At 56.6% G+C, this 26,985-nt stretch carries 19 protein-coding genes; 9 read left to right on the top strand and 10 right to left on the bottom strand.

Annotation, left to right across the window (positions count from 1 at the left end; translation table 11 throughout):
* Window positions 1-11 precede the first annotated feature (11 nt).
* Window positions 12-1,652 (top strand): DUF2813 domain-containing protein, encoded by a 1,641-nt coding sequence (locus AC6I79_RS12625; protein ID WP_498027318.1) that lies wholly within the window; start codon window positions 12-14, stop codon window positions 1,650-1,652.
* 90 nt (window positions 1,653-1,742) lie between these two features.
* On the opposite strand, the gene cspD is transcribed toward AC6I79_RS12625, so the two are convergent.
* Window positions 1,743-1,964, bottom strand: a complete 222-nt coding sequence (gene cspD / locus AC6I79_RS12620; protein WP_058757774.1) for a cold shock-like protein CspD — start codon at window positions 1,962-1,964, stop codon at window positions 1,743-1,745.
* Between the two features lie 323 nt (window positions 1,965-2,287).
* On the opposite strand from cspD, the gene clpS reads away from it, so the two are divergent.
* Window positions 2,288-2,608 (top strand): ATP-dependent Clp protease adapter ClpS, encoded by a 321-nt coding sequence (clpS, locus tag AC6I79_RS12615; protein ID WP_021508363.1) that lies wholly within the window; start codon window positions 2,288-2,290, stop codon window positions 2,606-2,608.
* A gap of 55 nt (window positions 2,609-2,663) precedes the next feature.
* Complete coding sequence (gene clpA, locus AC6I79_RS12610) at window positions 2,664-4,943, top strand: ATP-dependent Clp protease ATP-binding subunit ClpA (RefSeq protein WP_021508362.1); 2,280 nt, start codon at window positions 2,664-2,666, stop codon at window positions 4,941-4,943.
* 93 nt (window positions 4,944-5,036) lie between these two features.
* Here clpA and infA read toward each other — a convergent pair whose 3' ends face one another.
* From infA to trxB, 5 genes are all read right to left on the bottom strand, one after another.
* Complete coding sequence (gene infA, locus AC6I79_RS12605; protein WP_002211347.1) at window positions 5,037-5,255, bottom strand: translation initiation factor IF-1; 219 nt, start codon at window positions 5,253-5,255, stop codon at window positions 5,037-5,039.
* Window positions 5,256-5,601: 346 nt separating this feature from the next.
* On the bottom strand, window positions 5,602-6,294 hold the full coding sequence (aat, locus tag AC6I79_RS12600; RefSeq protein WP_058769537.1) for a leucyl/phenylalanyl-tRNA--protein transferase: 693 nt from the start codon (window positions 6,292-6,294) through the stop codon (window positions 5,602-5,604).
* A gap of 32 nt (window positions 6,295-6,326) precedes the next feature.
* Window positions 6,327-8,057, bottom strand: coding sequence for a heme ABC transporter ATP-binding protein/permease CydC (gene cydC, locus AC6I79_RS12595; protein ID WP_058780816.1), 1,731 nt, complete (start codon window positions 8,055-8,057; stop codon window positions 6,327-6,329).
* Window positions 8,057-9,829 (bottom strand): heme ABC transporter permease/ATP-binding protein CydD, encoded by a 1,773-nt coding sequence (cydD, locus tag AC6I79_RS12590; protein WP_104092765.1) that lies wholly within the window; start codon window positions 9,827-9,829, stop codon window positions 8,057-8,059. Before cydD ends, cydC begins: the two co-directional genes overlap by 1 nt.
* A gap of 145 nt (window positions 9,830-9,974) precedes the next feature.
* Window positions 9,975-10,940, bottom strand: coding sequence for a thioredoxin-disulfide reductase (gene trxB, locus AC6I79_RS12585; RefSeq protein WP_058775366.1), 966 nt, complete (start codon window positions 10,938-10,940; stop codon window positions 9,975-9,977).
* A 521-nt stretch (window positions 10,941-11,461) separates the two neighbouring features.
* Here trxB and lrp point away from each other — a divergent pair.
* The 6 genes from lrp to AC6I79_RS12555 all read left to right on the top strand — a co-directional run bounded on the left by lrp (window position 11,462) and on the right by AC6I79_RS12555 (window position 20,510).
* Window positions 11,462-11,956 (top strand): leucine-responsive transcriptional regulator Lrp, encoded by a 495-nt coding sequence (gene lrp / locus AC6I79_RS12580; RefSeq protein WP_006118610.1) that lies wholly within the window; start codon window positions 11,462-11,464, stop codon window positions 11,954-11,956.
* 119 nt (window positions 11,957-12,075) lie between these two features.
* Entirely contained in the window at window positions 12,076-15,516 is a 3,441-nt protein-coding gene (locus AC6I79_RS12575) for a DNA translocase FtsK 4TM domain-containing protein (RefSeq protein ID WP_159378306.1), read from the top strand.
* Window positions 15,517-15,689: 173 nt separating this feature from the next.
* The gene (gene lolA / locus AC6I79_RS12570; RefSeq protein WP_010618286.1) at window positions 15,690-16,301 is read left to right on the top strand and encodes an outer membrane lipoprotein periplasmic chaperone LolA; all 612 of its coding nucleotides are present in this window, start codon (window positions 15,690-15,692) and stop codon (window positions 16,299-16,301) included.
* A 7-nt stretch (window positions 16,302-16,308) separates the two neighbouring features.
* A complete protein-coding gene (locus AC6I79_RS12565) occupies window positions 16,309-17,655 on the top strand; it encodes a replication-associated recombination protein A (RefSeq protein WP_021508355.1) in 1,347 nt (448 codons plus the stop codon).
* A 97-nt stretch (window positions 17,656-17,752) separates the two neighbouring features.
* A complete protein-coding gene (gene serS, locus AC6I79_RS12560) occupies window positions 17,753-19,045 on the top strand; it encodes a serine--tRNA ligase (RefSeq protein WP_058757768.1) in 1,293 nt (430 codons plus the stop codon).
* A gap of 313 nt (window positions 19,046-19,358) precedes the next feature.
* Window positions 19,359-20,510, top strand: a complete 1,152-nt coding sequence (locus AC6I79_RS12555; RefSeq protein ID WP_058769542.1) for an MFS transporter — start codon at window positions 19,359-19,361, stop codon at window positions 20,508-20,510.
* A gap of 98 nt (window positions 20,511-20,608) precedes the next feature.
* Here the strand turns inward: AC6I79_RS12555 and pflA are convergent, their stop codons facing one another.
* The 4 genes from pflA to ycaO form a co-directional block, all read right to left on the bottom strand.
* On the bottom strand, window positions 20,609-21,349 hold the full coding sequence (pflA, locus tag AC6I79_RS12550; protein ID WP_159378305.1) for a pyruvate formate lyase 1-activating protein: 741 nt from the start codon (window positions 21,347-21,349) through the stop codon (window positions 20,609-20,611).
* Between the two features lie 163 nt (window positions 21,350-21,512).
* A complete protein-coding gene (gene pflB / locus AC6I79_RS12545) occupies window positions 21,513-23,795 on the bottom strand; it encodes a formate C-acetyltransferase (RefSeq protein WP_058769544.1) in 2,283 nt (760 codons plus the stop codon).
* A gap of 69 nt (window positions 23,796-23,864) precedes the next feature.
* Complete coding sequence (gene focA / locus AC6I79_RS12540) at window positions 23,865-24,725, bottom strand: formate transporter FocA (RefSeq protein WP_021508350.1); 861 nt, start codon at window positions 24,723-24,725, stop codon at window positions 23,865-23,867.
* A 352-nt stretch (window positions 24,726-25,077) separates the two neighbouring features.
* The gene (gene ycaO / locus AC6I79_RS12535) at window positions 25,078-26,841 is read right to left on the bottom strand and encodes a 30S ribosomal protein S12 methylthiotransferase accessory factor YcaO (protein WP_104092767.1); all 1,764 of its coding nucleotides are present in this window, start codon (window positions 26,839-26,841) and stop codon (window positions 25,078-25,080) included.
* Window positions 26,842-26,985 lie beyond the last annotated feature (144 nt).

The raw sequence follows: 26,985 nt of genomic DNA, 5'->3' as shown, positions 1-26,985 counted from the left end.
GGGACTGCGCGATGATTCTGGAACATATCGATATACACGGCTTTCGCGGCATTAACCGGTTGTCGCTGCCGCTGACCGACACCAACCTGCTGATTGGGGAAAACGCGTGGGGTAAATCCAGTTTGCTGGATGCGCTAACGCTGCTGCTGGCACCGGCCGCTGAGCCCTATATGTTCACCGAACAGGACTTCCATTTCCCGCCCGGTGAGGTGGAAGCACGCCTACATAAGTTGCAGCTGGTGTTTCGCTTTCGCGCGCAGGGCGATGAGCATGAAGCGCTGTTTGCGCCGTTCTGGCAGCAGGATGACGCAGGGCGCTACCTGCGCTTCAGTACGCTGGCGACGCGCCAGGGTAACGAGGTCAAAACCCGCTGGCGCTTTATTGACGCGCGTGGCGAGGTGCTGCCGCTGGCGGGCACCGACGCCGCGCTGGCGCAGTTGCGCGCGTACTATCCGGTGCTGCGCCTGCGTGATGCGCGCTTTGGCCGGCGGTCGCGCCATAACGACAACGACACCCAGCGGCGCGCTGATACGCTAAGCGCGCTGGCGCAGGAGATGCATAGCCTGACGCGCGATCTGGTGGCGCGGCCGCAAACCCTGAGCGACGAGCTGTTGCGCCAGGGATTGCACACCATGCAGCAGCTGATGGCGCACTATTTTCTGGTACAGCAACCGGACACGGGTGCCGCGCGGGTTGCGCCGGAGCTGCGTGACGGCAGTCAGGGCTGGCGTTCGCTCGATCAGCTCAATCAGCTGATCGCCGGTACCGAATCGCGCAGTCGCCAGGTGATTCTGCTGCGCATGTTCTCGCTCCTGCTGCAGGCGCACGGCAGCGATGCGCTGCCCGCAGGCGCGCGCCCCTTGCTGCTGGTGGAGGATCCGGAAACGCGGCTGCATCCCATCATGCTGTCGGTGGCGTGGAATCTGCTGGCGCTGATGCCGCTGCAAAAAATCGCCACCACTAACTCCGGCGAGCTGCTGTCACAGGTGGCGCTGGAGCAAATCTGCCGACTGGTGCGCGAGCCCGACCGCGTGGCGGCGTGGCGTATCGGGCCGGAGGGATTAAGTGCCGAAGAGGCGCGCCGTATCGGCTTTCACATCCGCGTTAACCGTCCGTCGGCGCTGTTTGCCCGCTGCTGGTTGCTGGTAGAGGGTGAAACCGAAGTGTGGATCATCAATGAGCTGGCGCGGCAGCGCGGCTACCATTTTGCCGCGGAAGGCGTGAAGGTGATTGAGTTTGCGCAGTCCGGGCTTAAGCCGCTGCTGAAATATGCGCGCCGCATGGGCATTGCCTGGCACGTGCTGACTGACGGCGACGAGGCCGGAAAAAAATATGCCGCCACCGCGCGCAGCCAGCTACAGCCGCATGAGCAGGAGAGCGACCATCTCACGCAGTTCCCGGCGCCCGACATCGAACACTTCCTTTATAAGCAGGGCTTTAGTGATGTCTATCACCAGATGGCGCACCTGCCGTTAAACGTGCCGATGAACGCGCGGCGTATTATTACCAAAGCCATTCATCACAGCTCGAAGCCGGAACTGGCGATTGCGGTGGCGATGGCAGCGGCCGAACGCGGGCCGCAGGCGATTCCGCCGTTGCTCGATCAGCTGTTTGGCCGCGTGATGTGGCTGGCGCGCGGTCGGGCAGAGTAAAACTGCCGCGGGACGCCAAAGAAAAATGCCAGCGTCTGCGGCTGGCATTTTTTTTCGGGAGTGGTCAGAATGAGAGCAGACGCGCGCCCGTCAGGAGAGTGACGATGCTTCACAGGGCACAATCAGACTGGCATGGTTGCCTTTCGGCCCTTCATGGACATCGAACTGAACGTGCTGGCCCGCTTTCAGCGTTCTGTATCCCTCCATCTGAATCGTGGAGTAGTGTGCGAAGATATCGTCGCCGCCGCCAATCGGACAGATAAAGCCGAAGCCTTTGGCGTTGTTGAACCATTTAACAGTACCCGTCTCCATGCTTTTACTTCCCTCGCAAGACATTTTGATAAGTAGGTGAGGTCATTGAAGCTGTGAGTCGAGTTTGTTTAAAACTCAATCAGCTTGTGTAAGTAGAATGTAGAGAAACGGACCTTATCGTCAAGCAAACGGCCCTGGCGCACGGGGAGAAATTCATCAAAATTTGAGGCAGTTAACGCTATTGCAAATTTTGTGATACAGGTCGCGCATGCGCTTTCAGGACCGATTTTTGCCACAGGAAAAGCGGCTTGACAGGCGTGTTAAACTTGAGGTGAGAGCACAGAAATGTGCGCTACCGTAACGCAGAATTTCAACGGAACATTATGGCAAACACAAACGACTGGCTTAACTTTGAACATCTGGCCGAAGACAAAGTACGCGAAGGGTTAAAGCCGCCTTCAATGTATAAAGTCATTCTGAATAATGACGATTATACACCTATGGAATTTGTTATTGACGTTCTGCAAAAGTTCTTTTCTTATGATGTTGAACGTGCAACGCAACTGATGCTGAAAGTTCACTACCATGGAAAGGCAATCTGTGGTGTATTCACTGCAGAAGTGGCGGAGACCAAAGTCGCCCAGGTGAACAATTACGCGCGGGAAAATCAACATCCGTTGCTGTGTACGCTGGAAAAAGCCTGAAGCTGTCTCCATATAGGATTCAGTCCGTCAGAGCGATAATTGGGGGAGGTGCCAAATGCTCAATCAAGAACTGGAACTCAGTTTAAACATGGCTTTCGCCAGAGCGCGCGAGCACCGTCACGAGTTTATGACCGTCGAACATCTGTTGCTGGCGCTGCTCAGCAACCCGTCGGCCAGAGAGGCACTGGAAGCCTGTACGGTGGATATTGCGGCTCTGCGTCAGGAACTCGAAGCCTTCATCGAACAAACCACGCCGGTGCTGCCTGCCAGCGAAGAGGAGCGCGACACTCAGCCGACGCTCAGCTTCCAGCGTGTGCTGCAGCGTGCGGTCTTCCATGTCCAGTCATCCGGTCGCAGTGAAGTTTCCGGTGCGAACGTGCTGGTCGCCATTTTCAGCGAGCAGGAGTCGCAAGCGGCTTACCTGCTGCGCAAACACGAAGTGAGCCGCCTTGATGTGGTGAACTTCATCTCCCATGGTACGCGTAAAGACGAACCGGGCCAGCCGCAGAACAGCGCGGAAAATCCGGTTAACGAAGAGCAAGCAGGCGGGGAGGAACGTATGGAAAACTTCACCACCAATCTTAATCAGCTTGCTCGCGTCGGCGGAATTGACCCGCTGATCGGCCGCGATAAAGAGCTGGAACGGGCCATTCAGGTGCTGTGCCGTCGTCGCAAGAATAACCCGCTGCTGGTGGGCGAATCGGGCGTCGGTAAAACCGCGATTGCGGAAGGGCTCGCCTGGCGCATTGTGCAGGGCGACGTGCCGGAAGTGATGAAAGAGTGCACCATCTACTCGCTGGATATTGGTTCGCTGCTGGCCGGTACCAAATACCGCGGTGATTTTGAAAAACGTTTTAAAGCGCTGCTGAAACAACTGGAACAGGATAACAACAGCATTCTGTTCATCGACGAGATCCACACCATTATCGGTGCCGGTGCGGCATCGGGCGGCCAGGTGGATGCGGCGAACCTGATCAAGCCGCTGCTTTCCAGCGGTAAAATCCGCGTGATGGGTTCCACGACCTATCAGGAGTTCAGCAATATCTTTGAGAAGGATCGTGCGCTGGCGCGCCGTTTCCAGAAAATTGATATCACTGAGCCATCGGTTGAAGAGACGGTACAAATTCTTAACGGGCTGAAGCCGAAGTACGAAGCGCATCACGATGTGCGCTACACCGCCAAAGCGGTACGTGCGGCGGTTGAGCTGGCGGTGAAATACATCAATGACCGTCATCTGCCGGACAAGGCGATTGACGTGATCGATGAAGCTGGCGCGCGTGCGCGTCTGGTGCCGGTCAGCAAGCGCAAGAAAACCGTCAACGTGTCGGACATCGAATCCGTGGTGGCGCGCATCGCGCGTATTCCGGAGCAGAGCGTTTCGGCCACCGATCGCGATACGCTGAAAAATCTCGGCGACCGTCTGAAAATGCTGGTGTTTGGTCAGGACAACGCGATTGAAGCGCTGACTGAAGCTATTAAGATGAGCCGTGCGGGTCTGGGGCAGGAGCGTAAGCCAGTCGGGTCGTTCCTGTTTGCGGGTCCGACCGGGGTCGGTAAAACCGAGGTCACCGTGCAGCTGGCGAAGGCGCTTGGCATTGAACTGCTGCGCTTTGATATGTCCGAGTATATGGAGCGTCACACCGTCAGTCGTTTGATTGGTGCGCCTCCGGGCTACGTCGGCTTTGATCAGGGCGGTCTGCTGACCGATGCCGTCATCAAGCATCCGCACGCGGTGGTGCTGCTGGATGAGATCGAGAAAGCCCATCCGGATGTCTTCAACCTGCTGCTGCAGGTGATGGACAACGGAATGCTGACCGATAACAACGGCCGCAAAGCGGACTTCCGCAACGTGGTGCTGGTGATGACCACCAACGCCGGGGTGCGCGAGACCGAGCGTAAATCCATCGGCCTGATTCAGCAGGACAACAGCACCGACGCGATGGAAGAGATCAAAAAGATCTTTACGCCGGAGTTCCGTAACCGTCTCGACAATATTATCTGGTTCCGTCACCTTGATACTCAGGTGATCCATCAGGTGGTGGATAAATTTATTGTTGAGCTGCAGGCACAGCTGGATGCGAAAGGTGTGTCGCTGGAAGTCAGCGATGATGCGCGCGACTGGCTGGCCGAAAAAGGTTACGACAAAGCGATGGGCGCGCGTCCGATGGCGCGTACCGTGCAGGAAAACCTGAAGAAACCGCTGGCTAACGAGCTGCTGTTTGGCTCGCTGGTAGATGGCGGATCGGTGTCGGTTGGACTGGATAAAGAGAAAAACCAGCTCACCTACCACTTCATGAGTGCGGAAAAACGCAAAACCGAGGGCACCGTGCATTAAGCCGGTGCGCAGATAAGAAAAAGGCCGGATTAAAATCCGGCCTTTTTTTTCGCGCTTAGTTTACATCAGCAAACGCGAGGCGAGTGCAACAACTTAGCGACTACGGAAGACAATGCGGCCTTTGCTCAGGTCGTACGGGGTCAACTCGACAGTCACTTTGTCGCCCGTCAGGATGCGGATGTAGTTTTTACGCATTTTACCGGAGATATGAGCGGTAACCACGTGCCCGTTTTCAAGCTCTACGCGGAACATGGTGTTAGGTAACGTATCCAGTACGGTACCTTGCATTTCAATATTGTCTTCTTTGGCCATCGAATCCTCTGGGTGAACTACCAAACTGTTGAACCGGCAAGATAATGCCGAATTCCATGATTTATGTAAAGAAACGTTGGTTGTTTTTGCCAACGCTTCGCCGTGCGTCGCGCCGCTGCGCGTGCATTACGGATAAATTCGGGTGTTTTTGACGTCTGCGGGGGATTAGCGGGCTAAGAATCTGCAGCAATCGGCATCGGGTGCGCAACTGAAACAGCTTCGGGAACAGGGTGAGATTCCCAGCCTGGCAATTCCGGCTCGCCACAGCGAAGCGCGGACGACATACCAAACTTGCTTATTGTATCACTTTTGTCGGGAATTGTGTGCAAAACATCTGCGGGGTCGGTCAAAAAAGGGTTTGTGTTTGCCAGCAGCCGGTCTGCACCGGTTGCCACGCCAGCGTTTGCACGTATTGCAGATAGTCGACACGCGGAATTTCAACTGCGCCCAGCGAGGCGGTATGCGGATTCAGCACCTGACAATCGATCAGCCGTCCCTGATGCGCAATAAAGTGCTGTGAGAAAACCCACAGCGCGGTTTTAGAGGCATTTTCCGCCCGGCTAAACATCGACTCGCCGCAAAAAATCTGTCCGAGCGCCAGGCCATACATGCCGCCAACCAGGCGTTGATCCTGCCAGACCTCAATTGAGTGCGCATGACCCAGCTCATACAGGCGAAGCCAGGCGCGTTTCACTTCAAAGGTGATCCAGGTGCCTTCCTGACGCCCGCTGGCGCAACCTTCCACCACCTGAGCAAAGGCGTGATTCATGGTGACGCGATAGGGCGAACGGCGATGGAAGCGCGCCATGCTGCGGCTGAGATGAAACGACTCCGGCAGCAGGACCGCGCGTGGATCTGGCGACCACCATAAAATTGGATCGCCGGGCGAAAACCACGGAAAAATACCGCGCTGATAGGCATTCATCAGGCGGGCAGGGGAGAGATCGCCGCCCATGGCCAGCAGGCCGTTTGGTTCACGCAGCGCCATCTCCGGCGGCGGGAAATTGAGCGAATCCCGGGAAAGTTGTACCAGTCTCATGGCGTCGGTCACCCTCAGGCTAAACGCATAGACTATAGCGCAAAGCGCTGCTGGAAACGCCAGTAGCGTCCAGCTTTTGAGATTAATTCGTCATGGCTGCCGGATTCGATAATCTGCCCACCGTCAAGCACACAGATGCGATCCATTTTTTCCAGTCCGCTCAGGCGATGCGTCACCATGATCAGCGTTTTTCCCTGGCTAACCTGCTGTAGCAACGTGAGAATCTGCTGCTCGGTCGCGGCATCCAGACCTTCGGTCGGCTCATCCAGCAGCCACAGGTCGCCATCGTGCAGCAGCGCACGGGCAATCGCCAGCCGGCGCAGTTCACCGCCGGACAGCGGTCGGCCGCCTTCTCCCATCCACGCATTCAGCCCTTCACTTTGCTGCGCCAGATGCGCCAGCCCAACCCGCTGCAATACGTCAATCAGCTGTGCATCGCTGGCCTGTGGTGCTGCCAGTAGCAGATTAGCGCGCAGCGTCTGGCTGAAAAGATGGACGCGCTGCGTGACAACGCTGATGCGCTGACGCAGGCTGGCTTCGTCCCACGCCGTCAGATCAATCCCGTTCAGGCGAATCGTGCCGCGCTGCGCTTCCCAGCCGCGCGTGATCAGCGCCAGCAGGCTGGATTTCCCGCAGCCGGTCGGGCCCAGCAGCGCCAGATGTTCACCGGCTGCTAACGTCAGGGAGAAATTGTGCAGCACCGCTTCTGGCCGCTGCGGATAGCTGAAATCGATCTGTTCCAGCGTCAGGCTGAGGCCGCGCTGCGTCGCAACCGGTTGTGTCGGGAAGTGAATGGCTGGCGGTTGATCGATGATCTCCTGCACGCGCTGCGCCGCGTGCGTCACCTGCGCCAGTGGCAGAAATGCGCCGGCCACCGGTGCCAGCGCTTCAAACGCGGCCAGCGCGCAAAACACAAACAGGGCAATCAGTGCACCCGGTGTGCTATTGGTGCCGACGCCGCTGGCGGCCAGCCACAGCAGCAGCGTAACGGTACTGCCGGCGATCAACGTAAGCAGGCTCTGCGCCACCGCCTGCAGCCGGTGTTGCTGCTGCTGCGCCTGTTGCCACGCACGTTCTTCCTGATCCAGCCGCTGTCGCCACAGCGCCGCCGCGCCGTAAATCTGCAGCTCGGCCAGTCCGCTGAGCCAGTGCGTCAGTTGCAGGCGCCAGCGAGCCTGGTAACGGGCAATCTGCGCGCCGGTGCGCGCGCCGAGTCGCCAGAAAAGCGGCGGCATCAGCAGCAGCGTCAGCAACATGATCGCCCCAAGCAGCAGCGCCAGTCGCATATCGAGTAGCGCCAGGCCACAGGTCACCACCACAATCACCACCGCCGCACCCAGCAGTGGAGAAATAACGCGTAAATAGAGATGGTCGAGGGTATCAACATCGCTGACAAATCGGTTCAGCAGTTCGCCGTGACGAAAGCGCGCCAGCTGCGCCGGTGCCAGCGCCATCAGCCGGCTGAAGGTAAAGACGCGCAGATGCTGCAGCACGCGGAAAGTGGCGTCGTGGCTCACCAGCCGTTCAAAATAGCGCGCGGCGGTGCGGGTGATTGCCGCGCCACGCACACCAGCTGCGGGCAGCATGTAATTGAAGCTGTACAAGCCGGCGACGCCAGCCAGCGAAGAGGCAGCAAGAAACCAGCCGGACAGCGTCAGCAAGCCGATGCTGGCGAGCAGCGTGACAATCGCCAGCACCACGCCAAGACCTAAACGCCACGGATGGCGGCGATACAGGCGCAGGAAAGGCAGTAACGTGCGCATCAGGCAATCTCCTTCTGACGATGCTGCGCCAGCTCGCGCAGCGGGCCGGCTTCAGCGATCAGCTGTTGCCAGTGGCCCTGCTGCACCAGTTGTCCGGCCTGCATCACCCACACTTCATCCCACTGGTCGAGGGCGTGCAACTGATGGGTAATCATTAACGTAGTTTGCTGCTGTGCGGCCTGCTGTAGCGCGCCCATCACGTGCTGCTCGCTCTGGCTGTCGAGCCCGGAGCCCGGTTCGTCCAGCAGCAGCAGGCGGGCCGGTTTCAGCAGCGCCCGCGCAACGGCGATGCGCTGTGCCTGCCCAACGGACAGGCCGATGCCGCCATCGCCAACTGGCGTATCCAGCCCCTGCGGCAGACGCGACAAAAATTCGCTGACGCCAGCGCGCTGCAGCACGGCGGTCAGCGTGGCCTCTTCCACCGGCGTGTCAGTAAGCTGGAGATTGTCACGCAGCGTCGCCGCCGGCAGCTGCGGATTTTGTCCTACCCAGGCCAGCTGCTGCTGCCAGCTGCTGCGGCTGATGTCGCGCAGTTCCTGGCCGTTAATGCACAGTGAACCCTGGTAGGGCAGAAAACCGAGCAGGACATTCATCAGCGCACTTTTTCCGGCCCCGCTTTGACCGACCAGCGCCACGCGCTGACCGGGAGCAAGGCTGAAATTCAGCGGCTGTGACAGCGCCTCGCCGGTGGCGGTCATGATCACCAGATCCTGCGCCCGGAGGGAGAGTGGCGCGTCAGCATCCAGCGTTTGTGTGGCCGCCTGCGGCGCGCGCTGGGGCGTTTCGCGCAGGAAGGTATCCAGCGCGTCTGCGCCGCCCACCGCCTGCGCTTTGGCATGGTAAAAGGTGCCGAGATCGCGCAGCGGCTGGAAAAATTCGGGGGCAAGAATCAGCGCGAGGAAACCGGCAAACAGCGTCACGCCGGTGCCGTAATGGCCAAAATTGAGTTCACCCAGGTACGAGAAGCCGAAATAGACCGCGACCACGGCAATCGCCAGCGAGGCGAAAAACTCCAGCACCGCAGAGGAGAGAAAGGCGAGGCGCAGCACTTCCATGGTACGCTGACGAAAATCCTGCGTAGTGGCGGCAATCGCCTGCTGCTCAGCATCCGCGCGGTGAAACAGGCGCAGCGTTTCGCGTCCGCGCAGCCGGTCATAGAAATCGCCGCTCAGACGCGCCAGCGCAAGAAAATTACGCCGATTGGCATCGGCCGCTCCCATGCCGACCAGCGCCATAAACAGCGGAATCAGCGGCGCGGTCGCCAGCAGAATCAGTCCGGCGGCCCAGTTAATCGGGAAAATGGCGATCAGGATGGCGCAGGGCACAAAAACCGCCAGCGACATCTGCGGCAGATAGCGCGCGTAATACTCCTGCATCTCTTCAATTTGTTCCAGCAGCAGCGTCGCCCAGCTCCCGGCCGGTTTGCCCTGAATCCAGGCCGGACCGAGCGCGTTCAGCCGGTCCAGCACCTGTTGCCGCAGCGCACGGCGAATCGCCACGCCGGCCCTGAAGCCGGCCATCTCACGACCGTAGTGCAGCGCGGCGCGCAGTGCGAAGCACAGCAGTAGTAACAGGAAATCACTCACCAGTTCAGCGCGGGGTTGCTGTTCCACCAGCAGTTTTTGCAGCAGGGAGGCCAGTAGCCAGGCCTGGGCGATGAGAATTAACGCCGCAGCAAAACCTGCCAGCGAGGCCAGTCGCAGGCTGCGTGCGCCATGATGACGTTGCTGGCGTAACCAGCGCAGCAGTTCGTGTTGCCGTGATTTGTTCATGCGAAGCCGTTTGATCACCGTGACGAGAGGCAAAATCCGACGCTAAATGCCGGACAGACGGGTGGCAGAACTGTAGCACGCAGGCGATAAAAAAGGCGACCAAAAGTGGCCGCCTCAGTGCAATTATGATCAGATAATTAACAACTTACTTATCGTTTTTAACCAGACCATCCAGATAACGTTCCGCATCCAGCGCGGCCATACAGCCGGTACCGGCAGAGGTAATGGCCTGACGATAGATGTGGTCCATTACGTCACCGGCAGCGAACACGCCCGGCACGCTGGTCTGCGTGGCGTTGCCCTGCAGGCCGGACTGCACTTTGATATAGCCGTTTTCCAGATCCAGCTGGCCATCGAAAATCGCCGTGTTCGGACTATGACCGATGGCGACAAACAGGCCCGCCACTTCCAGCGAGAGCGGGGCTTCACCTTTGGTTGACGAGAGTTTCAACCCGGTGACGCCCATCTGATCGCCTACCACCTCGTCCAGCGCGCGGTCAGTGTGCAGCACGATGTTGCCGTTACGCACTTTCTCCATCAGGCGGTCAATCAGGATTTTCTCAGCGCGGAAGCTGTCACGACGGTGAATCAGGTGCACTTCGGAAGCGATGTTCGCCAGATAGAGCGCCTCTTCAACTGCCGTGTTACCGCCGCCGATAACCGCGACTTTTTGGTTGCGATAGAAGAAACCATCACAGGTAGCGCAGGCCGAAACCCCTTTGCCTTTGAATGCCTCTTCTGACGGCAGGCCAAGGTAGCGCGCTGAAGCACCGGTCGCGATGATCAGCGCATCCGCCGTGTATTCGCCGCTGTCGCCGGTCAGGCGGAACGGACGGTTCTGCAAATCAACCGTGTGAATATGGTCAAAGATGATTTCAGTGTTGAACTTCTCAGCATGCTCCTGCATGCGTTCCATCAGCGCAGGGCCGGTCAGATCGTGCGGGTCGCCCGGCCAGTTTTCGACTTCAGTCGTGGTGGTGAGCTGGCCGCCTTTTTCCAGTCCGGTAATCAAAACCGGGTTCAGGTTAGCGCGGGCGGCATAAACCGCTGCGGTGTAACCGGCAGGGCCGGAGCCCAGAATGAGCAGCTTACTGTGTTTGGCCGTACTCATGCGTTCCTCAGTGTGTGTCTGACAACATAGTTTTCGATTGTAGGGAAATTACTGTCGCAAAAAAAGGTTTCAGCAATTTTGTTAACAATCACTGCAAGCGGCGTAGACGATGAATGGCAATTCTGCACGCGCGCTGCGCCAAAAGGGGGCATTGCTCGGCAATTTGTGGTGCAGCTGTATAAAAATTCTCATTTAAAAACAGCAACCCAGTACGCTGTCTGGCATCTTGTACTGAATTTGGATGTTTTACTTTGACAATCGCCTGCGCTTTTGCGAAAACATTGTCAGAAGCAGAGAAAATTTAGCGGTTCGAAACAGAATTTCAGCTCTGTTTTGCGCAATTTCGCCAAATAAACTCAGCCTGACATTGGTAATGACGCATGATGTGGACAGACAGCATGCGTCATACGGATGGTCGCGTTACTGCACAGGCTTAAAGACTTCACTTCAGTAAGGCCCTGAACATTGAACGTTTTCAGGGTTTGGCAGGTAAAGGGAAGGAATTAAGAGAGACAATAATAATGGTAGACAACAAGAAACGCCCCGGAAAAGATCTGGATCGGATCGACAGAAATATTCTGAATGAACTGCAGAAAGACGGTCGTATTTCCAACGTTGAGCTTTCAAAACGTGTCGGCCTCTCGCCAACACCTTGTCTTGAACGCGTACGTCGCCTGGAACGTCAGGGTTTCATTCTGGGCTACACCGCGCAGCTGAACCCGCACTATCTCGATGCTTCACTGCTGGTATTCGTTGAGATTACTCTGAATCGCGGCGCGCCGGATGTGTTTGAACAATTTAACGCCGCCGTACAAAAACTTGAGGAAACTCAAGAATGTCACCTCGTTTCCGGTGACTTTGACTACCTGTTGAAAACCCGCGTGCCGGATATGTCCGCCTACCGTAAACTGCTGGGTGAGACCTTGCTGCGCCTGCCGGGCGTCAACGACACCCGTACCTACGTGGTGATGGAAGAGGTCAAACAGAGCAATCGTCTGGTGATTAAGACCCGGTAACGCAGGGCAGGTGCAAAGCTTGCAGGATTTCGGTACACTCCTGTGAATTCATACAGGACCAGCGTCAGGCAAGCCTGGCGCTGTTGCCTTCTTAATTTACAGGCACCTGGAGAGTTCTCTTGAGCCAGGAATATACAGAAGATAAAGACGTTTCATTACAACCACTGAGCAGCGGACGTCGGCTGCTGGAAGCGTTGCTCATCCTGGTGGCCTTGTTTGCCATCTATCTGATGGTGTCGCTGGTTAGCTTTAATCCCTCCGATCCCAGCTGGTCACAAACCGCCTGGCACGAGCCGATCCACAATCTGGGCGGCAGCGTGGGCGCATGGCTGGCCGATACCCTGCTGTTTATTTTTGGTGTGATGGCCTACGCCATTCCGCCAGTGATTATTGGTCTGTGCTGGATCACCTTCCGTCAGCGCGATCGCCAGGATTACATCGACTATTTTGCGGTGGGCCTGCGGCTGATTGGCGTGCTGGCGCTGGTGGTGACCACCTGCGGACTGGCTGCGCTGAACGTGGACGATATCTGGTATTTTGCCTCCGGCGGCGTAATTGGCAGCCTGGTGAGCAATGCGATGGCGCCCTGGTTCAGCGGTGCCGGTGGCACGCTGACGCTGCTGTGCGTCTGGGCGGCGGGTATCACGCTTTATACCGGCTGGTCCTGGCTGGCGATTGCCGAGAAGATCGGCAGCGTGGTGATGGGCGTGCTGACCTTTGCCAGCAACCGCTCGCGCCATGATGAACCCTGGCAGGAAGAAGACGACTACGACGAGGCGCACCCCGACGAAGCGGTTCCGCCACTGCGCACTGCGCCGGCTCAGGACGACGAAGATGACGTACTGCTGGCTAAGCCCCGACAGGTAGCGGAACCTGTGGCTGAAGTCGCCAGCGACGATCCTCTGCTGGCGAAAGCCAGTGCGGCTACCGCGGCTGCGCTGGCCGCCACCAGTGACGCCGCACGTCAGGCGCCGGCCGTCGCTGCGCCTGAGCCATCCGCACCGGCGGTAAACGTAGCTCCACAACCTGCGCCGTCACAGCTGACTGCGGCTGCTCCGGCATCGGTATCCGTTGCCAGTGCGCCTGCGGCGCAAGCTATTCCGCCAGCAGAGCCCACGCCAGCAGAGCCCACGCCAGCGGCTCCCCCGTTATATCGCTTCGAAGTGCCTGCGTCACCGGCCGCCGACGCCTTTTCGCTCGCTGAAGAAGATGATGGCCCGCGCATGGGTAACTGGCAGAGTGCCGATCAGGCCGCCACACCGCTGAATACGGCAGCCGCTGCCGCACTCGGTTCAGCGACGGCCGCCGCTGCTGCCCGCTCTGCGGCTTACACGCCAGCCTTTGATGTGGTGTCGGAGCGCGATTACAACCCGCAGGTGAAACAGGGTATTGGCCCGGAACTGCCGCGTCCTAACAAAGTTAAGCTGCCAACCCGGCGTGAGCTGGCCTCATACGGTATCAAACTGCCATCGCAACGCATGGCAGAAGAGAAGGCCCGTGAAGAGGCCGACCAGCAGCAGCCGGAAATCAGCGCCAGCTGGCAAGTGCCACAGCCGCACGATGATGATAACGCTGCGTTGCAGGAAGCCCAGCTGCGCGAAGCGTTCCATTCGCAGCAGCAGCAGCAGCAGCGGTACGGTGACAGCTGGCAGCAGCAGCCGGCAGAGGAAGAAGATGAAGATGCGCTGCAGCAGGCCCAGCTGGCGCAGCAGTTTGCTCATCAGCAGCAACAGCGTTACAGCCAGCCTGAGCAGGAGAGCGCGCCGGTATTTAATCTGGATACCTCAGCAGCATTTGATTTCTCTCCGATGAAAGACCTGGTTGATGACACGCCAAGCGAACCGCTGTTTACCATTGCCGCCACGCCAGAGCCGGATGCTCCGGCCCAGTGGCAGCAGCCAGCGGCACCTGAGCCGGCGGTACCCGCATCGCTGAGTGAGGAAACCAGCCCGTGGTCAACGCCAGACGACGAGGTTTACGCCGCGCCGGCTGAGACGCCGAAGCCGGTCGCCCCTGCGCAGGACAGCCTGTTCCACCCCTTCCTGGTACGTCACGAACAGCCGCTGGAGAAACCTTCCACGCCGCTGCCGACGCTGGATCTGCTGACGTCGCCGCCGGCCGAAGAGGAACCGGTGGATATGTTCGCACTGGAACAGACCGCGCGTCTGGTTGAAGCGCGTCTGGCGGATTACCGCGTGAAAGCCGAAGTGGTGGGCATCTCTCCAGGGCCGGTAATCACCCGCTTTGAACTGGATCTGGCTCCAGGCGTCAAGGCCGCACGTATTTCTAACCTGTCGCGTGACCTGGCACGTTCGCTCTCTGCCGTTGCGGTGCGTGTGGTTGAGGTGATTCCGGGCAAGCCTTATGTCGGCCTGGAGCTCCCCAATAAACATCGTCAGACCGTCTATCTGCGTGAGGTGCTGGACTGCGATAAGTTCCGCGACAACCCTTCGCCGCTGTCGGTGGTGCTGGGTAAAGATATCTCTGGTCAGCCCGTGGTGGCCGATCTGGCGAAGATGCCGCACCTGCTGGTGGCCGGTACCACCGGTTCCGGTAAGTCGGTTGGCGTCAACACCATGATCATCAGCATGCTGTATAAAGCCACGCCGGAAGAAGTGCGCTTTATCATGATCGACCCGAAAATGCTCGAGCTGTCAGTGTATGAGGGCATTCCCCATCTGCTGACGGAAGTGGTCACCGACATGAAAGACGCGGCCAACGCGCTGCGCTGGAGTGTGGTCGAGATGGAGCGCCGCTATAAGCTGATGTCTGCGCTGGGCGTGCGTAATCTGGCTGGCTATAACGAGAAGATCGAGCAGGCGGCCGCTATGGGCCGGCCAATTCCGGACCCGTTCTGGAAACCGGGCGACAGCATGGACACCACGCCGCCGGTGCTGGAAAAACTGCCGTACATTGTGGTGCTGGTTGATGAGTTCGCTGACCTGATGATGGCGGTGGGCAAGAAGGTCGAAGAGCTGATCGCGCGCCTGGCACAGAAAGCCCGTGCGGCAGGTATTCACCTGGTGCTGGCTACCCAGCGTCCGTCGGTGGATGTGATTACTGGCCTGATTAAAGCCAACATTCCGACGCGTATTGCCTTTACCGTATCCAGTAAAATTGACTCGCGTACCATTCTCGATCAGGGCGGTGCGGAATCCCTGCTGGGTATGGGTGACATGCTCTATATGCCACCTAACTCCTCCATGCCGGTACGTGTTCACGGCGCCTTTGTGCGTGACCAGGAAGTGCATGCGGTCGTGCAGGACTGGAAAGCGCGTGGGCGACCGCAGTACATCGACAGCATTACCGCCGGTGAAGAGAGTGAAAGCGGTGCTGGCGGCCTGGACGGCGATGAAGAGCTGGATCCGCTGTTTGACCAGGCGGTGGCGTTCGTGGTGGAGAAACGCCGCGCGTCGATCTCCGGCGTGCAGCGCCAGTTCCGTATTGGCTACAACCGCGCGGCGCGGATTATCGAACAGATGGAGGCGCAGGGCATTGTCTCGGAGCCAGGCCACAACGGTAACCGTGAAGTGCTGTCACCGCCACCTCACGAAATGTAAGACTTTTCTCCGCAGTGTTCTACCGGGCCAGTGTAAACTGGCCCGTTGTTTATCTGTGGTCCGATCCCCATATCATTGGGAGCTTTCGGCTTTTTCTCCTGTCGAACTGACGGAGCGGCGACTACGGTTAATGCAGTAAGTGTCAGGAAACCATGAATAAGGAATCGTATCAGATGAAATTTCGCGTTATTGCCTGTGGCCTGCTGGCCGGTTTTGTTGCTTCTTCTGCCCTGGCGGATGCTTCCAGCGATCTGCAGCAGCGCCTTAATAAAGTGAACAGCTTCCATGCCAGCTTCAGCCAGAAGGTGACTGACGGCAGCGGCGCAAACGTGCAGGACGGCGAAGGCGAACTGTGGGTGAAACGTCCGAGCCTGTTTAACTGGCATATGACCGCACCGGACGAAAGCGTGATTATCTCCGACGGTAAAAATCTGTGGTTCTATAATCCTTTTGTGGAACAGGCGAGCGTAAGCCTGCTGCAGAATGCCACCAGCAACACGCCGTTTATGCTGATTGCGCGTAACCAGCCCTCTGACTGGCAGCAGTACAACATTAAGCAGCAGGGGGATAATTTTGAGCTGACGCCTAAAAGCAGCGATGGCAACCTGAAACAGTTCACCATCAATGTTACTTCCGCAGGCACCATCAATCAGTTCAGCGCGATTGAGCAGGATGGACAGCGCAGCAGCTATCAGCTGAAGAGCCAGAAAAACGGCGCTATCAGCCCGGATAAATTCACCTTTACGCCGCCAAAAGGGGTAACGGTGGACGATCAACGTCAGTGAGGTGAGGGTGAGTAACCTGTCGCTGGATTTTGCACCGTCAAATGAGTTCAGACCGCTGGCTGCGCGTATGCGGCCAGCGACGCTGCAGCAATATATTGGTCAGCAGCATCTGCTCGCGGCCGGTAAGCCGTTGCCGCGCGCTATTGAAGCGGGTCAGCTGCACTCCATGATCTTATGGGGACCGCCGGGTACCGGTAAAACCACGCTGGCGGAGATCATCGCGCATTACGGCAAAGCCGATGTCGAACGCATTTCAGCGGTGACTTCCGGCGTTAAAGAGATCCGCGAGGCCATTGAGCGCGCGCGGCAGAATCGCCAGGTGGGGCGTCGCACTATTCTGTTTGTTGATGAGGTGCATCGCTTCAATAAGAGCCAGCAGGATGCGTTTTTGCCACACATCGAAGACGGCACCATCACCTTCATTGGCGCAACCACGGAAAATCCTTCTTTTGAACTGAACTCGGCACTGCTGTCGCGCGCCCGCGTTTATCTGCTTAAATCGCTGACCAGCGCGGATATTGAACAGGTGCTGGATCAGGCGATGCAGGATAAAACGCGCGGTTACGGCGACAGCGATATTCTGTTACCGGACAATACCCGGCGCATGATCGCTGAACTGGTCAATGGTGATGCACGACGCGCACTGAATACGCTGGAAATGATGGCCGATATGGCTGAGCTCAATGCGCAGGGACAGCGGGAGCTAACGCCACAGCTGCTGAATGAAGTGTCGGGTGAACGCGCGGCGCGTTTCGATAACAAAGGCGACCGCTTTTACGATCTCATCTCGGCACTGCACAAATCGGTTCGTGGTTCAGCCCCGGATGCGGCGCTTTACTGGTACGCGCGCATCATCACTGCCGGTGGCGATCCGCTGTACGTGGCGCGGCGGCTGCTGGCGATTGCTTCGGAAGATGTCGGTAATGCCGATCCGCGCGCCATGCAGGTAGCAATTGCCGCGTGGGACTGTTTTACCCGCGTCGGGCCTGCGGAAGGGGAACGTGCAATTGCCCAGGCAATTGTTTATCTGGCCTGTGCGCCAAAAAGCAATGCTGTTTATACCGCCTTCAAAGCGGCGATGCGTGATGCACGTGAGTTCCCGGATTACGATGTGCCGGAACATCTGCGCAATGCACCGACGAAGCTGATGAAAGAAATGGGCCTCGGCAAAGAGTACCGTTACGCGCATGACGAACCCAATGCCTATGCGGCCGGCGAGGTGTTTTTCCCGCCGGAAATGGCGCAGACGCGCTACTATCAACCCACCAATCGTGGCCTTGAAAGCAAGATCGGTGAAAAACTCGCCTGGCTTGCTGAACAGGATCAAAATAGCCCGATAAAACGCTACCGCTGATAAACGCGTTACGGTAAGGTGAGCAAGGATTTCAATGCATTCCGGTGGAATGCATCCCTCCATTCGTTCAATCAACCTTTTATTACACAGGATAAGCATGCTCGATCCCAATCTGCTGCGTAATGAGCCAGACGCAGTCGCAGAAAAACTGGCACGCCGGGGATTTAAACTGGATGTGGATACGCTGCGCTCCCTCGAAGAGCGTCGTAAGGTTTTGCAGGTAGAAACTGAAAACCTGCAGGCTGAGCGTAACTCCCGCTCCAAATCCATCGGTCAGGCCAAAGCACGTGGGGAAGATATCGAGCCGCTGCGTCAGGAAGTGAACGCGCTGGGCGAACGCCTGGATGCGGCGAAAGCAGAGCTGGATACCCTGCAGAACGAAATTCGTGACTTTGCGCTTGCGCTGCCTAACCTGCCGGCCGACGAAGTGCCGCTGGGTAAAGATGACAGCGAAAACCAGGAAGTGAGCCGCTGGGGCCAGCCGCGCCAATTCGATTTCCCGGTGAAAGACCATGTAGAGCTGGGTGAAGCGGTCAAAGGGCTGGATTTCGCCTCGGCGGTGAAACTGACCGGTTCGCGCTTTATCGTGATGCAGGGCCAGATTGCTCGTCTGCATCGCGCGCTGAGCCAGTTCATGATCGATCTGCACAGCCAGCAGCACGGTTATCTGGAAACTTACGTGCCATATCTGGTGAACCACGAGACGCTGTACGGTACCGGTCAGTTACCAAAATTTGGTGAGGATCTGTTCCATACCAAACCGCTGGGCGAAGAAGCAGGCAGCAGCAACTATGCGCTGATCCCGACCGCCGAAGTGCCGCTGACTAACCTGGTGCGCGATGAGATCGTTGAAGAGGAATCTCTGCCGATCAAACTCACTGCCCACACGCCTTGCTTCCGTTCCGAAGCCGGTTCTTACGGACGCGATACGCGCGGTTTGATCCGTATGCACCAGTTCGACAAAGTGGAGATGGTGCAGATCGTCGCACCGGAAACCTCCATGGACGCGCTGGAAGAGCTGGTCGGCCATGCGGAGAAAGTGCTGCAGCTGCTGAACCTGCCGTACCGTAAAGTGCTGCTGTGCACCGGCGACATGGGCTTCGGCTCAGCCAAAACCTATGACCTGGAAGTCTGGCTGCCGGCGCAGGACACCTACCGTGAAATCTCCTCCTGCTCGAATATGTGGGATTTCCAGGCGCGCCGCATGCAGGCTCGCTGCCGCAGCAAAACGGACAAAAAACCGCGTCTGGTGCACACGCTGAATGGTTCAGGCCTGGCGGTGGGGCGTACGCTGGTGGCCGTGCTGGAAAACTATCAGCAGGCGGATGGTCGTATTACAGTGCCGGACGTGCTGCGCCCGTATATGGGCGGGCTGGAATATATCGGCTAACAGGCATTCATGCACAAACCCGGCTCAGGCCGGGTTTTTTATTTCTTAAGCGCGTCAGCCATTATTTTTTAACCGGAATTAATCAGAAATAAACGTTATCGTCATCGTTGCGCGTCAAACCATCAAAAATGTATAAATTCATGTAGATAGATTCAGATATAAGACCTTTCTCAAGCCCTGTAACCCGCTGAAGATAAAAATAATAAATTGTTCAGCAGCAAAATGTGCGGCGCTGTTTTTTTGCACATTGACTTTGCCATCGTCAATGGCAAACTGCGCGCAAATCTGTTCATTTCTTTTGGTTTTATTCCCTATGTCAACCTGGTCGCGCCCCGTCCTGCTGCTGCTTTGCGGCTTAATGCTGATGACGGTGTCTATTGCTGTGCTTAATACGCTGGTGCCGCTGTGGCTCACTCACGATCAACTGCCGACCTGGCAGGTGGGCATGGCGAGCTCTGCTTATTACACCGGCAACTTACTGGGCACCTTGCTGGCGGGCTGGTTGATTAATCGCTATGGCTTTAATCGCTGCTTTTACCTTGCCAGCGTACTGTTTGCGCTGGCAACCATGGGCATGGTGCTGCTGGACGGCTTTTACAGCTGGACGCTGCTGCGCTTCACAGCGGGCGTAGGCTGTGCACTGATTTGGGTGGTGGTTGAGAGTGCACTATTGTGCAGCGGTACCGTGCGCAATCGCGGTCAGCTGCTGGCCGCTTACATGATCATCTACTATCTTGGCACCGTTGCCGGTCAGCTGCTGGTGAGCCGTGTCTCGACAGAACTGCTGCACGTCATTCCCTGGGTGAGCGCGCTGATCGTCTGTGCCGTGCTGCCCGTGGTGTTTGTGCAGGTCAACGCCGGTGCGGCTACTGAAGAAGCCTCAACCGGGCGTATCTGGAGCATGCTGCGCCGCCGCAGCTCGCGGTTAGGTATCAACGGCTGCATTATCTCCGGTATCGTGCTCGGTTCGCTCTACGGCCTGATGCCGCTTTATCTTTCGCATCAGGGCATGAGCGATGCCACCGTGGGTTACTGGATGGCGCTGCTGGTCAGTGCCGGGATTGTCGGTCAGTGGCCGGTAGGGCGTCTGGCCGACCGCTTTGGTCGCCTGATGGTGCTGCGCGTGCAGGTGTTCGTGGTGATTCTGGGTGCGATTGCTATGCTGAGCGGAACGGCAATGGCGCCGGCACTGTTTGTGCTGGGGCTGGCTGGCTTTACGCTTTATCCGGTAGCGATGTCCTGGGCGTGTGAAACGGTAGCGCATCATGAACTGGTGGCGATGAATCAGGCGCTGCTGTTCAGTTATACCGTTGGCAGTCTGGTCGGGCCGGGGATGACCGCAATGCTGATGCAGAACTATTCCGATCGCCTGCTGTTTGTGATGATTGCGGTGGTGGCGCTGGTCTATCTGGTGATGCTGCTGCGTAAAGCCGATCAGCATGCAACACCGGTGGCGCATGCCTGATGGCAGTGCTTAAACGGGACATTCGCAACCTGTCGCAAATGTCCCGGCGGTAACGCTCTGTTTCTTACCGGTAAAGCTTCAGCTGCAGGCCAACCGTCTTAATACATGACGTTGTGGCCGTAACCGGCAAGAATATTTTTCACCCGCTCCATGGTCTCTTTCGTTGGCGGCTTCACGCCTTCCAGCTTGTACTCTTCACCCATCGCAATCCATTTATGCTTGCCGAGTTCGTGATAAGGCAGCAGCTCGATTTTCTCTATGTTAGTCATGTCTTTAGTAAATTCACCAAGGCGATGCACCGAATCGTCATCGTCCGAATAACCCGGCACCACCACATAGCGAATCCAGGTCCTTTTACCGTGCTTTTGCAGATAGCGGGCGAAATCCAGCGTGCGGTGGTTTGACACGCCGACCAGAATCTCATGGATATCATCATTGATCTGCTTGAGATCGAGCATCACCAGGTCAGTTGCATCAAGCAGTTCATCGATCACCGGATCGTAACGGCGCACAAAGCCGTTGGTGTCGAGGCAGGTATGGATGCCCTCGGCCTGGCAGGCGCGAAACCAGTCGCGCACAAATTCAGCCTGCAGAATGGCTTCACCGCCGGATGCCGTCACGCCGCCACCAGACGCATTCATAAAGTGGCGATACGACAGCACATCCTTCATCAGCTCATCGACGGTAATCTCCTTACCGCCGTGAGTGTCCCAGGTATCGCGGTTGTGGCAGTACAGGCAGCGCATCAGGCAGCCCTGGAAGAAGGTGATAAAACGGATGCCGGGACCGTCAACGGTGCCGCAGGATTCAAACGAGTGGATACGACCGATGGTTGACATTGCGATGTATTCTCCGGTTCAGCCTGGCGCGCAGGCGGCACAATCTGTGTTGTGCTCTGAGGATGTAAGTCGGTTTTGCCAGACTGCCTGCAAAAGCAGACTGGCAAAACTGGCTTGTGGAGAAAAGGCTCCCGCAGGAGCCTTTCGATTACAATGAGGAGGATTACAGCGACTGAGTAAAGGTACGGGTAATCACATCCTGCTGCTGCTCTTTCGTCAGCGAGTTGAAACGTACGGCATAACCGGAAACGCGGATGGTCAGCTGTGGATATTTCTCAGGGTGCTCCATGGCATCCAGCAGCATTTCACGGTTCATGACGTTAACGTTCAGGTGCTGGCCGCCCTCGATACTGGCTTCGTGGTGGAAGTAACCATCCATCAGGCCAGCAAGGTTGGTTTTACGCACGTTATCATCTTTGCCCAGCGCATTCGGTACGATAGAGAAGGTATAAGAGATACCGTCTTTGGCGTAGGCAAATGGCAGTTTGGCCACGGAAGTCAGTGAAGCGACAGCACCTTTCTGGTCACGGCCATGCATTGGGTTGGCACCTGGTCCAAATGGCGCACCGGAGCGGCGACCATCCGGGGTGTTACCGGTTTTCTTACCGTATACCACGTTGGAGGTGATGGTCAGTACCGACTGCGTTGGCACCGCATTACGGTAGGTCTGCAGTTTCTGAATTTTCTTCATGAAACGTTCGACCAGGTCACAGGCCAGGTCATCCACGCGCGGGTCGTTGTTACCGAACTGCGGATATTCACCTTCAATTTCGAAGTCAACTGCCAGACCATCGGCGTCACGGACCGGTTTCACTTTGGCATATTTAATCGCTGAAAGTGAGTCCGCGGCGACAGACAGGCCTGCGATACCACACGCCATGGTACGATAAACGTCACGGTCGTGCAGTGCCATCAGCGCGGCTTCATAACTGTACTTATCATGCATGTAGTGGATGATGTTGAGTGACGTGACGTACTGTTTTGCCAGCCAGTCCATGAAGTGGTCCAGACGCGCCATCACGGTGTCATAATCCAGCACATCATCAGTGATTGGCGCTTCTTTCGGGCCGACCTGCATTTTCAGCTTCTCGTCCACACCGCCGTTGATTGCGTACAGCAGTGTTTTAGCCAGGTTGGCACGTGCGCCGAAGAACTGCATTTGTTTACCGACAATCATCGGGCTCACGCAGCAGGCGATGGCGTAGTCATCATTGTCAAAGTCCGGACGCATCAGGTCATCGTTCTCATACTGCAGCGATGAGGTGTCGATGGAGACTTTTGCCGCATACTTTTTGAAGTTAACCGGCAGTTTCTCAGACCACAGGATGGTCATGTTTGGTTCCGGTGATGGACCCATGGTGTACAGCGTGTTCAGGAAGCGGAAGGTGCTTTTCGTCACCAGCGTACGACCGTCAACGCCCATACCAGCCAGTGATTCAGTGGCCCAGATTGGGTCGCCAGAGAACAGCTCATCGTATTCCGGCGTACGCAGGAAGCGCACCATACGCAATTTCATCACCAGATGGTCAATCAGCTCCTGCGCCTGCTCTTCGCTCAGTTTACCGGCTTTGATATCGCGCTCGATGTAAACGTCGAGGAAGGTGGACACGCGACCAAACGACATCGCGGCACCGTTTTGTGATTTCACTGCTGCGAGGTAACCGAAGTAGGTCCACTGTACTGCTTCCTGCGCGGTGGTGGCTGGCAGAGAGATATCAAAGCCATATTTGGCGGCCATCTCTTTGATCTGGCCCAGTGCGCGGTGCTGCTCAGAAATCTCTTCACGCAGGCGAATGGTGGCTTCGAGATCAACGCCATTTTCCATGTCACTCTGCAGTGAGTTGAACTGAGCCACTTTGTCTTTCATCAGGAAGTCGATGCCGTACAGCGCGACGCGACGGTAGTCACCGATAATACGACCGCGGCCGTATGCATCTGGCAGACCGGTCAGCACGCCTGATTTACGGCAGCGCAGGATATCCGGGGTGTAAACGTCAAACACGCCCTGGTTGTGGGTTTTGCGGTAATCGGTGAAAACTTTCTTCAGCGCCGGGTCCAGCTCGCGGCCGTAAACTTTACAGGAGCCTTCCACCATTTTAATGCCGCCAAACGGGATAATGGCGCGTTTTAGCGGAGCTTCAGTCTGCAGACCAACGATGGTTTCCAGCGATTTATTAATATAGCCCGCATCGTGTGAGGTGATGGTGGACGCTAAATCAGTGTCGAAATCAACCGGTGCATGGGTACGGTTTTCAATTTTGATGCCTTCCAGCACGCTGTCCCACAGTTTGGTGGTGGCTGGCGTCGCGCCGGCGAGGAATGCTTCGTCACCTTCATACGGCGTGTAGTTTTTTTGGATGAAGTCACGGACGTTGACGCTGTTCTGCCATTCACCGGCGCTAAATCCTTCCCAGGCTGACGCCATTTTTTCATTCAGTTCGGACATGATATACCTGCCTTATTTAGGGAGACTGTAACGTATGGCGCGCTGCTCAGCACGCCCGTACTTAATGACTCAGTGCGCGGACTCACCGTCGCGCAGATAGATAACCCAATAGGTCAACCCGACTAACAGACCGCCGCCAATGATGTTGCCGATGGTTACGGGAATCAGGTTATTAACAATAAAATCGCCAATGCCCAGTGCAGGAAATTGCGCCGCGCTGGCACCGGTCATTTGCCAGAATTCCGGGCTGGCAAAATCGCGAATCATGATGGCCATCGGGATCAGGAACATATTGGCGATGCTGTGCTCAAAGCCGCTGGCTACAAACATCGCAACCGGTAAAATCATCGCTACCATTTTGTCGAGCAGGCTACGGCCGGAGTAGCTCATCCACACCGCCAGACACACCATCAGGTTAGCCAGTGTACCGAGGCTTACCGCTTCGATAAACGTATGATGCATTTTGTGGTCGGCGGTCTGTAAGACATTTAATCCCCAGGCACCATTTGCGACCATATGCTCACCGGCCAGCCAAATCAGCGCCACAAAAAACAGCGCGCCGCACAGGTTACCAACGTAGACATTGAGCCAGTGACGACCCAGTTGCAGCCAGGTAATGCGTCCGCTGGCTTTTGCCACCACGATCAGCACCGTTGAAGTAAACAAATCAGCGCCGCAAACAACCACCAGCATTAAACCCAGTGAGAAGCAGATGCCGCCGATCAATTTGGCCATGCCATACGGCATAGTGCCGCTGCCGGTGGTGGCGGTGATATAAAACACAAAGGCAATGGAAATAAAGACGCCAGCAGTGATAGCCAGAAAGAAGGTGGTTAAGGGATGTTTCGTCGCTTTATAGACACCGGCATCTTCTGCGACTTTTGCCATCGCCGCCGGTAATAATGAATTAAAAGGGTTGTCAGCTTTCACACTAACGCTCTCCAGAAATTGTCTGTAAAGATACTAACAAAGGAGTATAGGTCAGGAGTTGATGTGGATCATATTTGCCGAAACGGCAGGGTTAAGCAAAGCCGCAAAATGGCCAAAAATTCAGTTAAGCTATTGAAATTAATTCAATAAATAATTTTTAATTTATGCAAAATAAGTTGAAAGTGCGGCTGGCTTCAGCATTATTTTGTTAAATGCTGTTTATCAATGATAGTGAATTGTTATTTATTATTTTCTGCGCCCGATGAATTTTCAGCGGCATAAAAAAGGGCACTGGATACTGCCAGTGCCCGTTAATTTTCAGGCTAATTGGTCACAGACAAAATGCGCCGATTTATTTCGCAGACCAGTAACGACGTTTTGCCACCTGTAATTTTTCATACGCGGCCAGCAGTGCCTGATGCGCCGGGAACGCGTGCAGATCGCGGTCAACCACCTGCAGACCGTAGAACGGTGCCTCACCGCTGATGGCAGCCGAAGCGGCGTCGACGGCGGCTTCGCCATACATGCGCACAAACGCGCGATGATACTGCAGCGGATCGCGATCTTCTTCCATCGCCAGCAGCAGCAGAGTCTGCAGGCAGCGGTAGTAATTGGCACGCTCAGGGCTGAAGATCGACTGGTTGAATTCCATGGTCCATTCCGTCCAAATCAGCGCCTGATCCAGATCGCCACCGGCCAGCGCCAGCATCGCTTTCAGCTCGCCAATACGCAGCGTGAACCAGCCGTTGTCTTTGCCGGTCGCCAGCCCCAGCAGTTCACGCACGCGGGTGAAGTCATCATGACCTTCTTCATCCAGCTGTTCGATCAGCGCCAGATACTCCTCGGGTTGCCACTGGGTTGCCGGCAGGGATAACAGCGTTTCACGCAGTGATGCACCCATGTTGTTATTCGCCAGCAGCAGGTCTTCGGCAGGGTAAATATCAGACATGCCCGGTACGATAATGCGGCAGGCGTAAACGCCCAGATGTTCGTAGTCGGCGATATACACTTCTTTATCTTCCGCACGGAAGATCGCCATCAGCGTATCGAACTCTTCATGGGTGGTGCCGGCAAAGCTCCAGTCGACAAAGGGATAGTCGGCATCGTCTTTGAACATATCCCAGGAGATCAGACCGCTGGAATCAATGAAGTGGGTTTCAAGGTTAGCGTGTTCAGCCACTTCTTCATCATCGAAGGTGGGCGGGGTAAACACGTCGAGATCTTTCAGGCCGCGGCCCTGCAGCAGTTCGGTGACGGTACGTTCAAGCGCGACACCAAAGTCCGGATGGGCGCCAAAAGAGGCAAAGCAGGTGCCGTTAGCCGGGTTGAACAGCACCACACAGATCACCGGATAGTTGCCGCCCAGCGAAGCGTCATAGGAGAAAATCGGGAAACCTTCCGCTTCAAGACGATTGATGGCCTCTACCACGCCAGGATAGCGCTGCATCACCGCTTCAGGAATTTCCGGCAGGCTGATGGATTCCGCAATAATGCGGTTTTTAATATGGCGCTCAAACACTTCGGATAAGCCCTGTACGCGCGCTTCATTGGCGGTGTTGCCAGCGGACATGCCGTTAGACACATACAGGTTGCCGATGATGTTCATCGGAATGTACACGGTTTGCTGATCGGACTGGCGGGTAAATGGCAGGCCGCAAATACCGCGATCGGCATTACCAGACTGCAGATCCACCAGGTCGGACGCGCTCAGGCTCTGTTCCGGATCGTAAAACTTACGCAGGCGCGCATCCAGAATGCCTTCCGGCAGGCTGTCATCGTCGCTCAGCGGGAACCATTTCTCGTTCGGGTAGTGCACGAAGTCGCCGTTAGCGATGGTTTCACCCAGCCAGAAATCGGCAAAGAAGTAGTTGGTTGAGAGGCGCTCAAAATATTCGCCCAGCGCTGAGGCCAGCGCCGCTTTTTTACTGGCGCCTTTACCGTTAGTAAAACAGAGCGGGCAGTCGCGGTCGCGAATGTGCACAGACCAGACGTGCGGCACCGGGTTCAGCCAGGAAGCTTCTTCAATGTTGAAACCCAGATCCTGCAGTTTCTGCTGGAAGCGTGCGATGGAGTCTTCCAGTGCGGCGTCTTTACCTGGAATAAACGTTTGCGTCATGGTGGCGCTCTCTCAAGTCGATGGTTGGGCGTAAAGCGCGCAATAATACGGGTTTTGCGCCTGCTTCGCTATTGCTCCGCCAAATTTCTCAACGCATTGTTACGGCTTTTTCGCGCTCTGGCAGCTGTCTGATTTTACTTCACC

It is taken from the genome of gamma proteobacterium symbiont of Scutellera amethystina (assembly GCF_059730845.1).
Note: the sequence above shows the minus strand (reverse complement) of the source record. Positions and strands in the feature narration are given on the sequence as shown.

Bases quoted from the DNA above. Each gene is read 5' to 3' on its own strand.
- ycaO (WP_104092767.1), bottom strand. From the start codon at position 26,841: ATGACGCAAACGTTTATTCCAGGTAAAGACGCCGCACTGGAAGACTCC.
- cydD (WP_104092765.1), bottom strand. From the start codon at position 9,829: ATGAACAAATCACGGCAACACGAACTGCTGCGCTGGTTACGCCAGCAA.
- lolA (WP_010618286.1), top strand. From the start codon at position 15,690: ATGAAATTTCGCGTTATTGCCTGTGGCCTGCTGGCCGGTTTTGTTGCT.
- AC6I79_RS12625 (WP_498027318.1), top strand. From the start codon at position 12: ATGATTCTGGAACATATCGATATACACGGCTTTCGCGGCATTAACCGG.
- lrp (WP_006118610.1), top strand. From the start codon at position 11,462: ATGGTAGACAACAAGAAACGCCCCGGAAAAGATCTGGATCGGATCGAC.
- pflB (WP_058769544.1), bottom strand. From the start codon at position 23,795: ATGTCCGAACTGAATGAAAAAATGGCGTCAGCCTGGGAAGGATTTAGC.
- trxB (WP_058775366.1), bottom strand. From the start codon at position 10,940: ATGAGTACGGCCAAACACAGTAAGCTGCTCATTCTGGGCTCCGGCCCT.
- AC6I79_RS12555 (WP_058769542.1), top strand. From the start codon at position 19,359: ATGTCAACCTGGTCGCGCCCCGTCCTGCTGCTGCTTTGCGGCTTAATG.
- aat (WP_058769537.1), bottom strand. From the start codon at position 6,294: ATGAGACTGGTACAACTTTCCCGGGATTCGCTCAATTTCCCGCCGCCG.
- infA (WP_002211347.1), bottom strand. From the start codon at position 5,255: ATGGCCAAAGAAGACAATATTGAAATGCAAGGTACCGTACTGGATACG.
- clpS (WP_021508363.1), top strand. From the start codon at position 2,288: ATGGCAAACACAAACGACTGGCTTAACTTTGAACATCTGGCCGAAGAC.
- cydC (WP_058780816.1), bottom strand. From the start codon at position 8,057: ATGCGCACGTTACTGCCTTTCCTGCGCCTGTATCGCCGCCATCCGTGG.
- pflA (WP_159378305.1), bottom strand. From the start codon at position 21,349: ATGTCAACCATCGGTCGTATCCACTCGTTTGAATCCTGCGGCACCGTT.
- clpA (WP_021508362.1), top strand. From the start codon at position 2,664: ATGCTCAATCAAGAACTGGAACTCAGTTTAAACATGGCTTTCGCCAGA.
- serS (WP_058757768.1), top strand. From the start codon at position 17,753: ATGCTCGATCCCAATCTGCTGCGTAATGAGCCAGACGCAGTCGCAGAA.
- cspD (WP_058757774.1), bottom strand. From the start codon at position 1,964: ATGGAGACGGGTACTGTTAAATGGTTCAACAACGCCAAAGGCTTCGGC.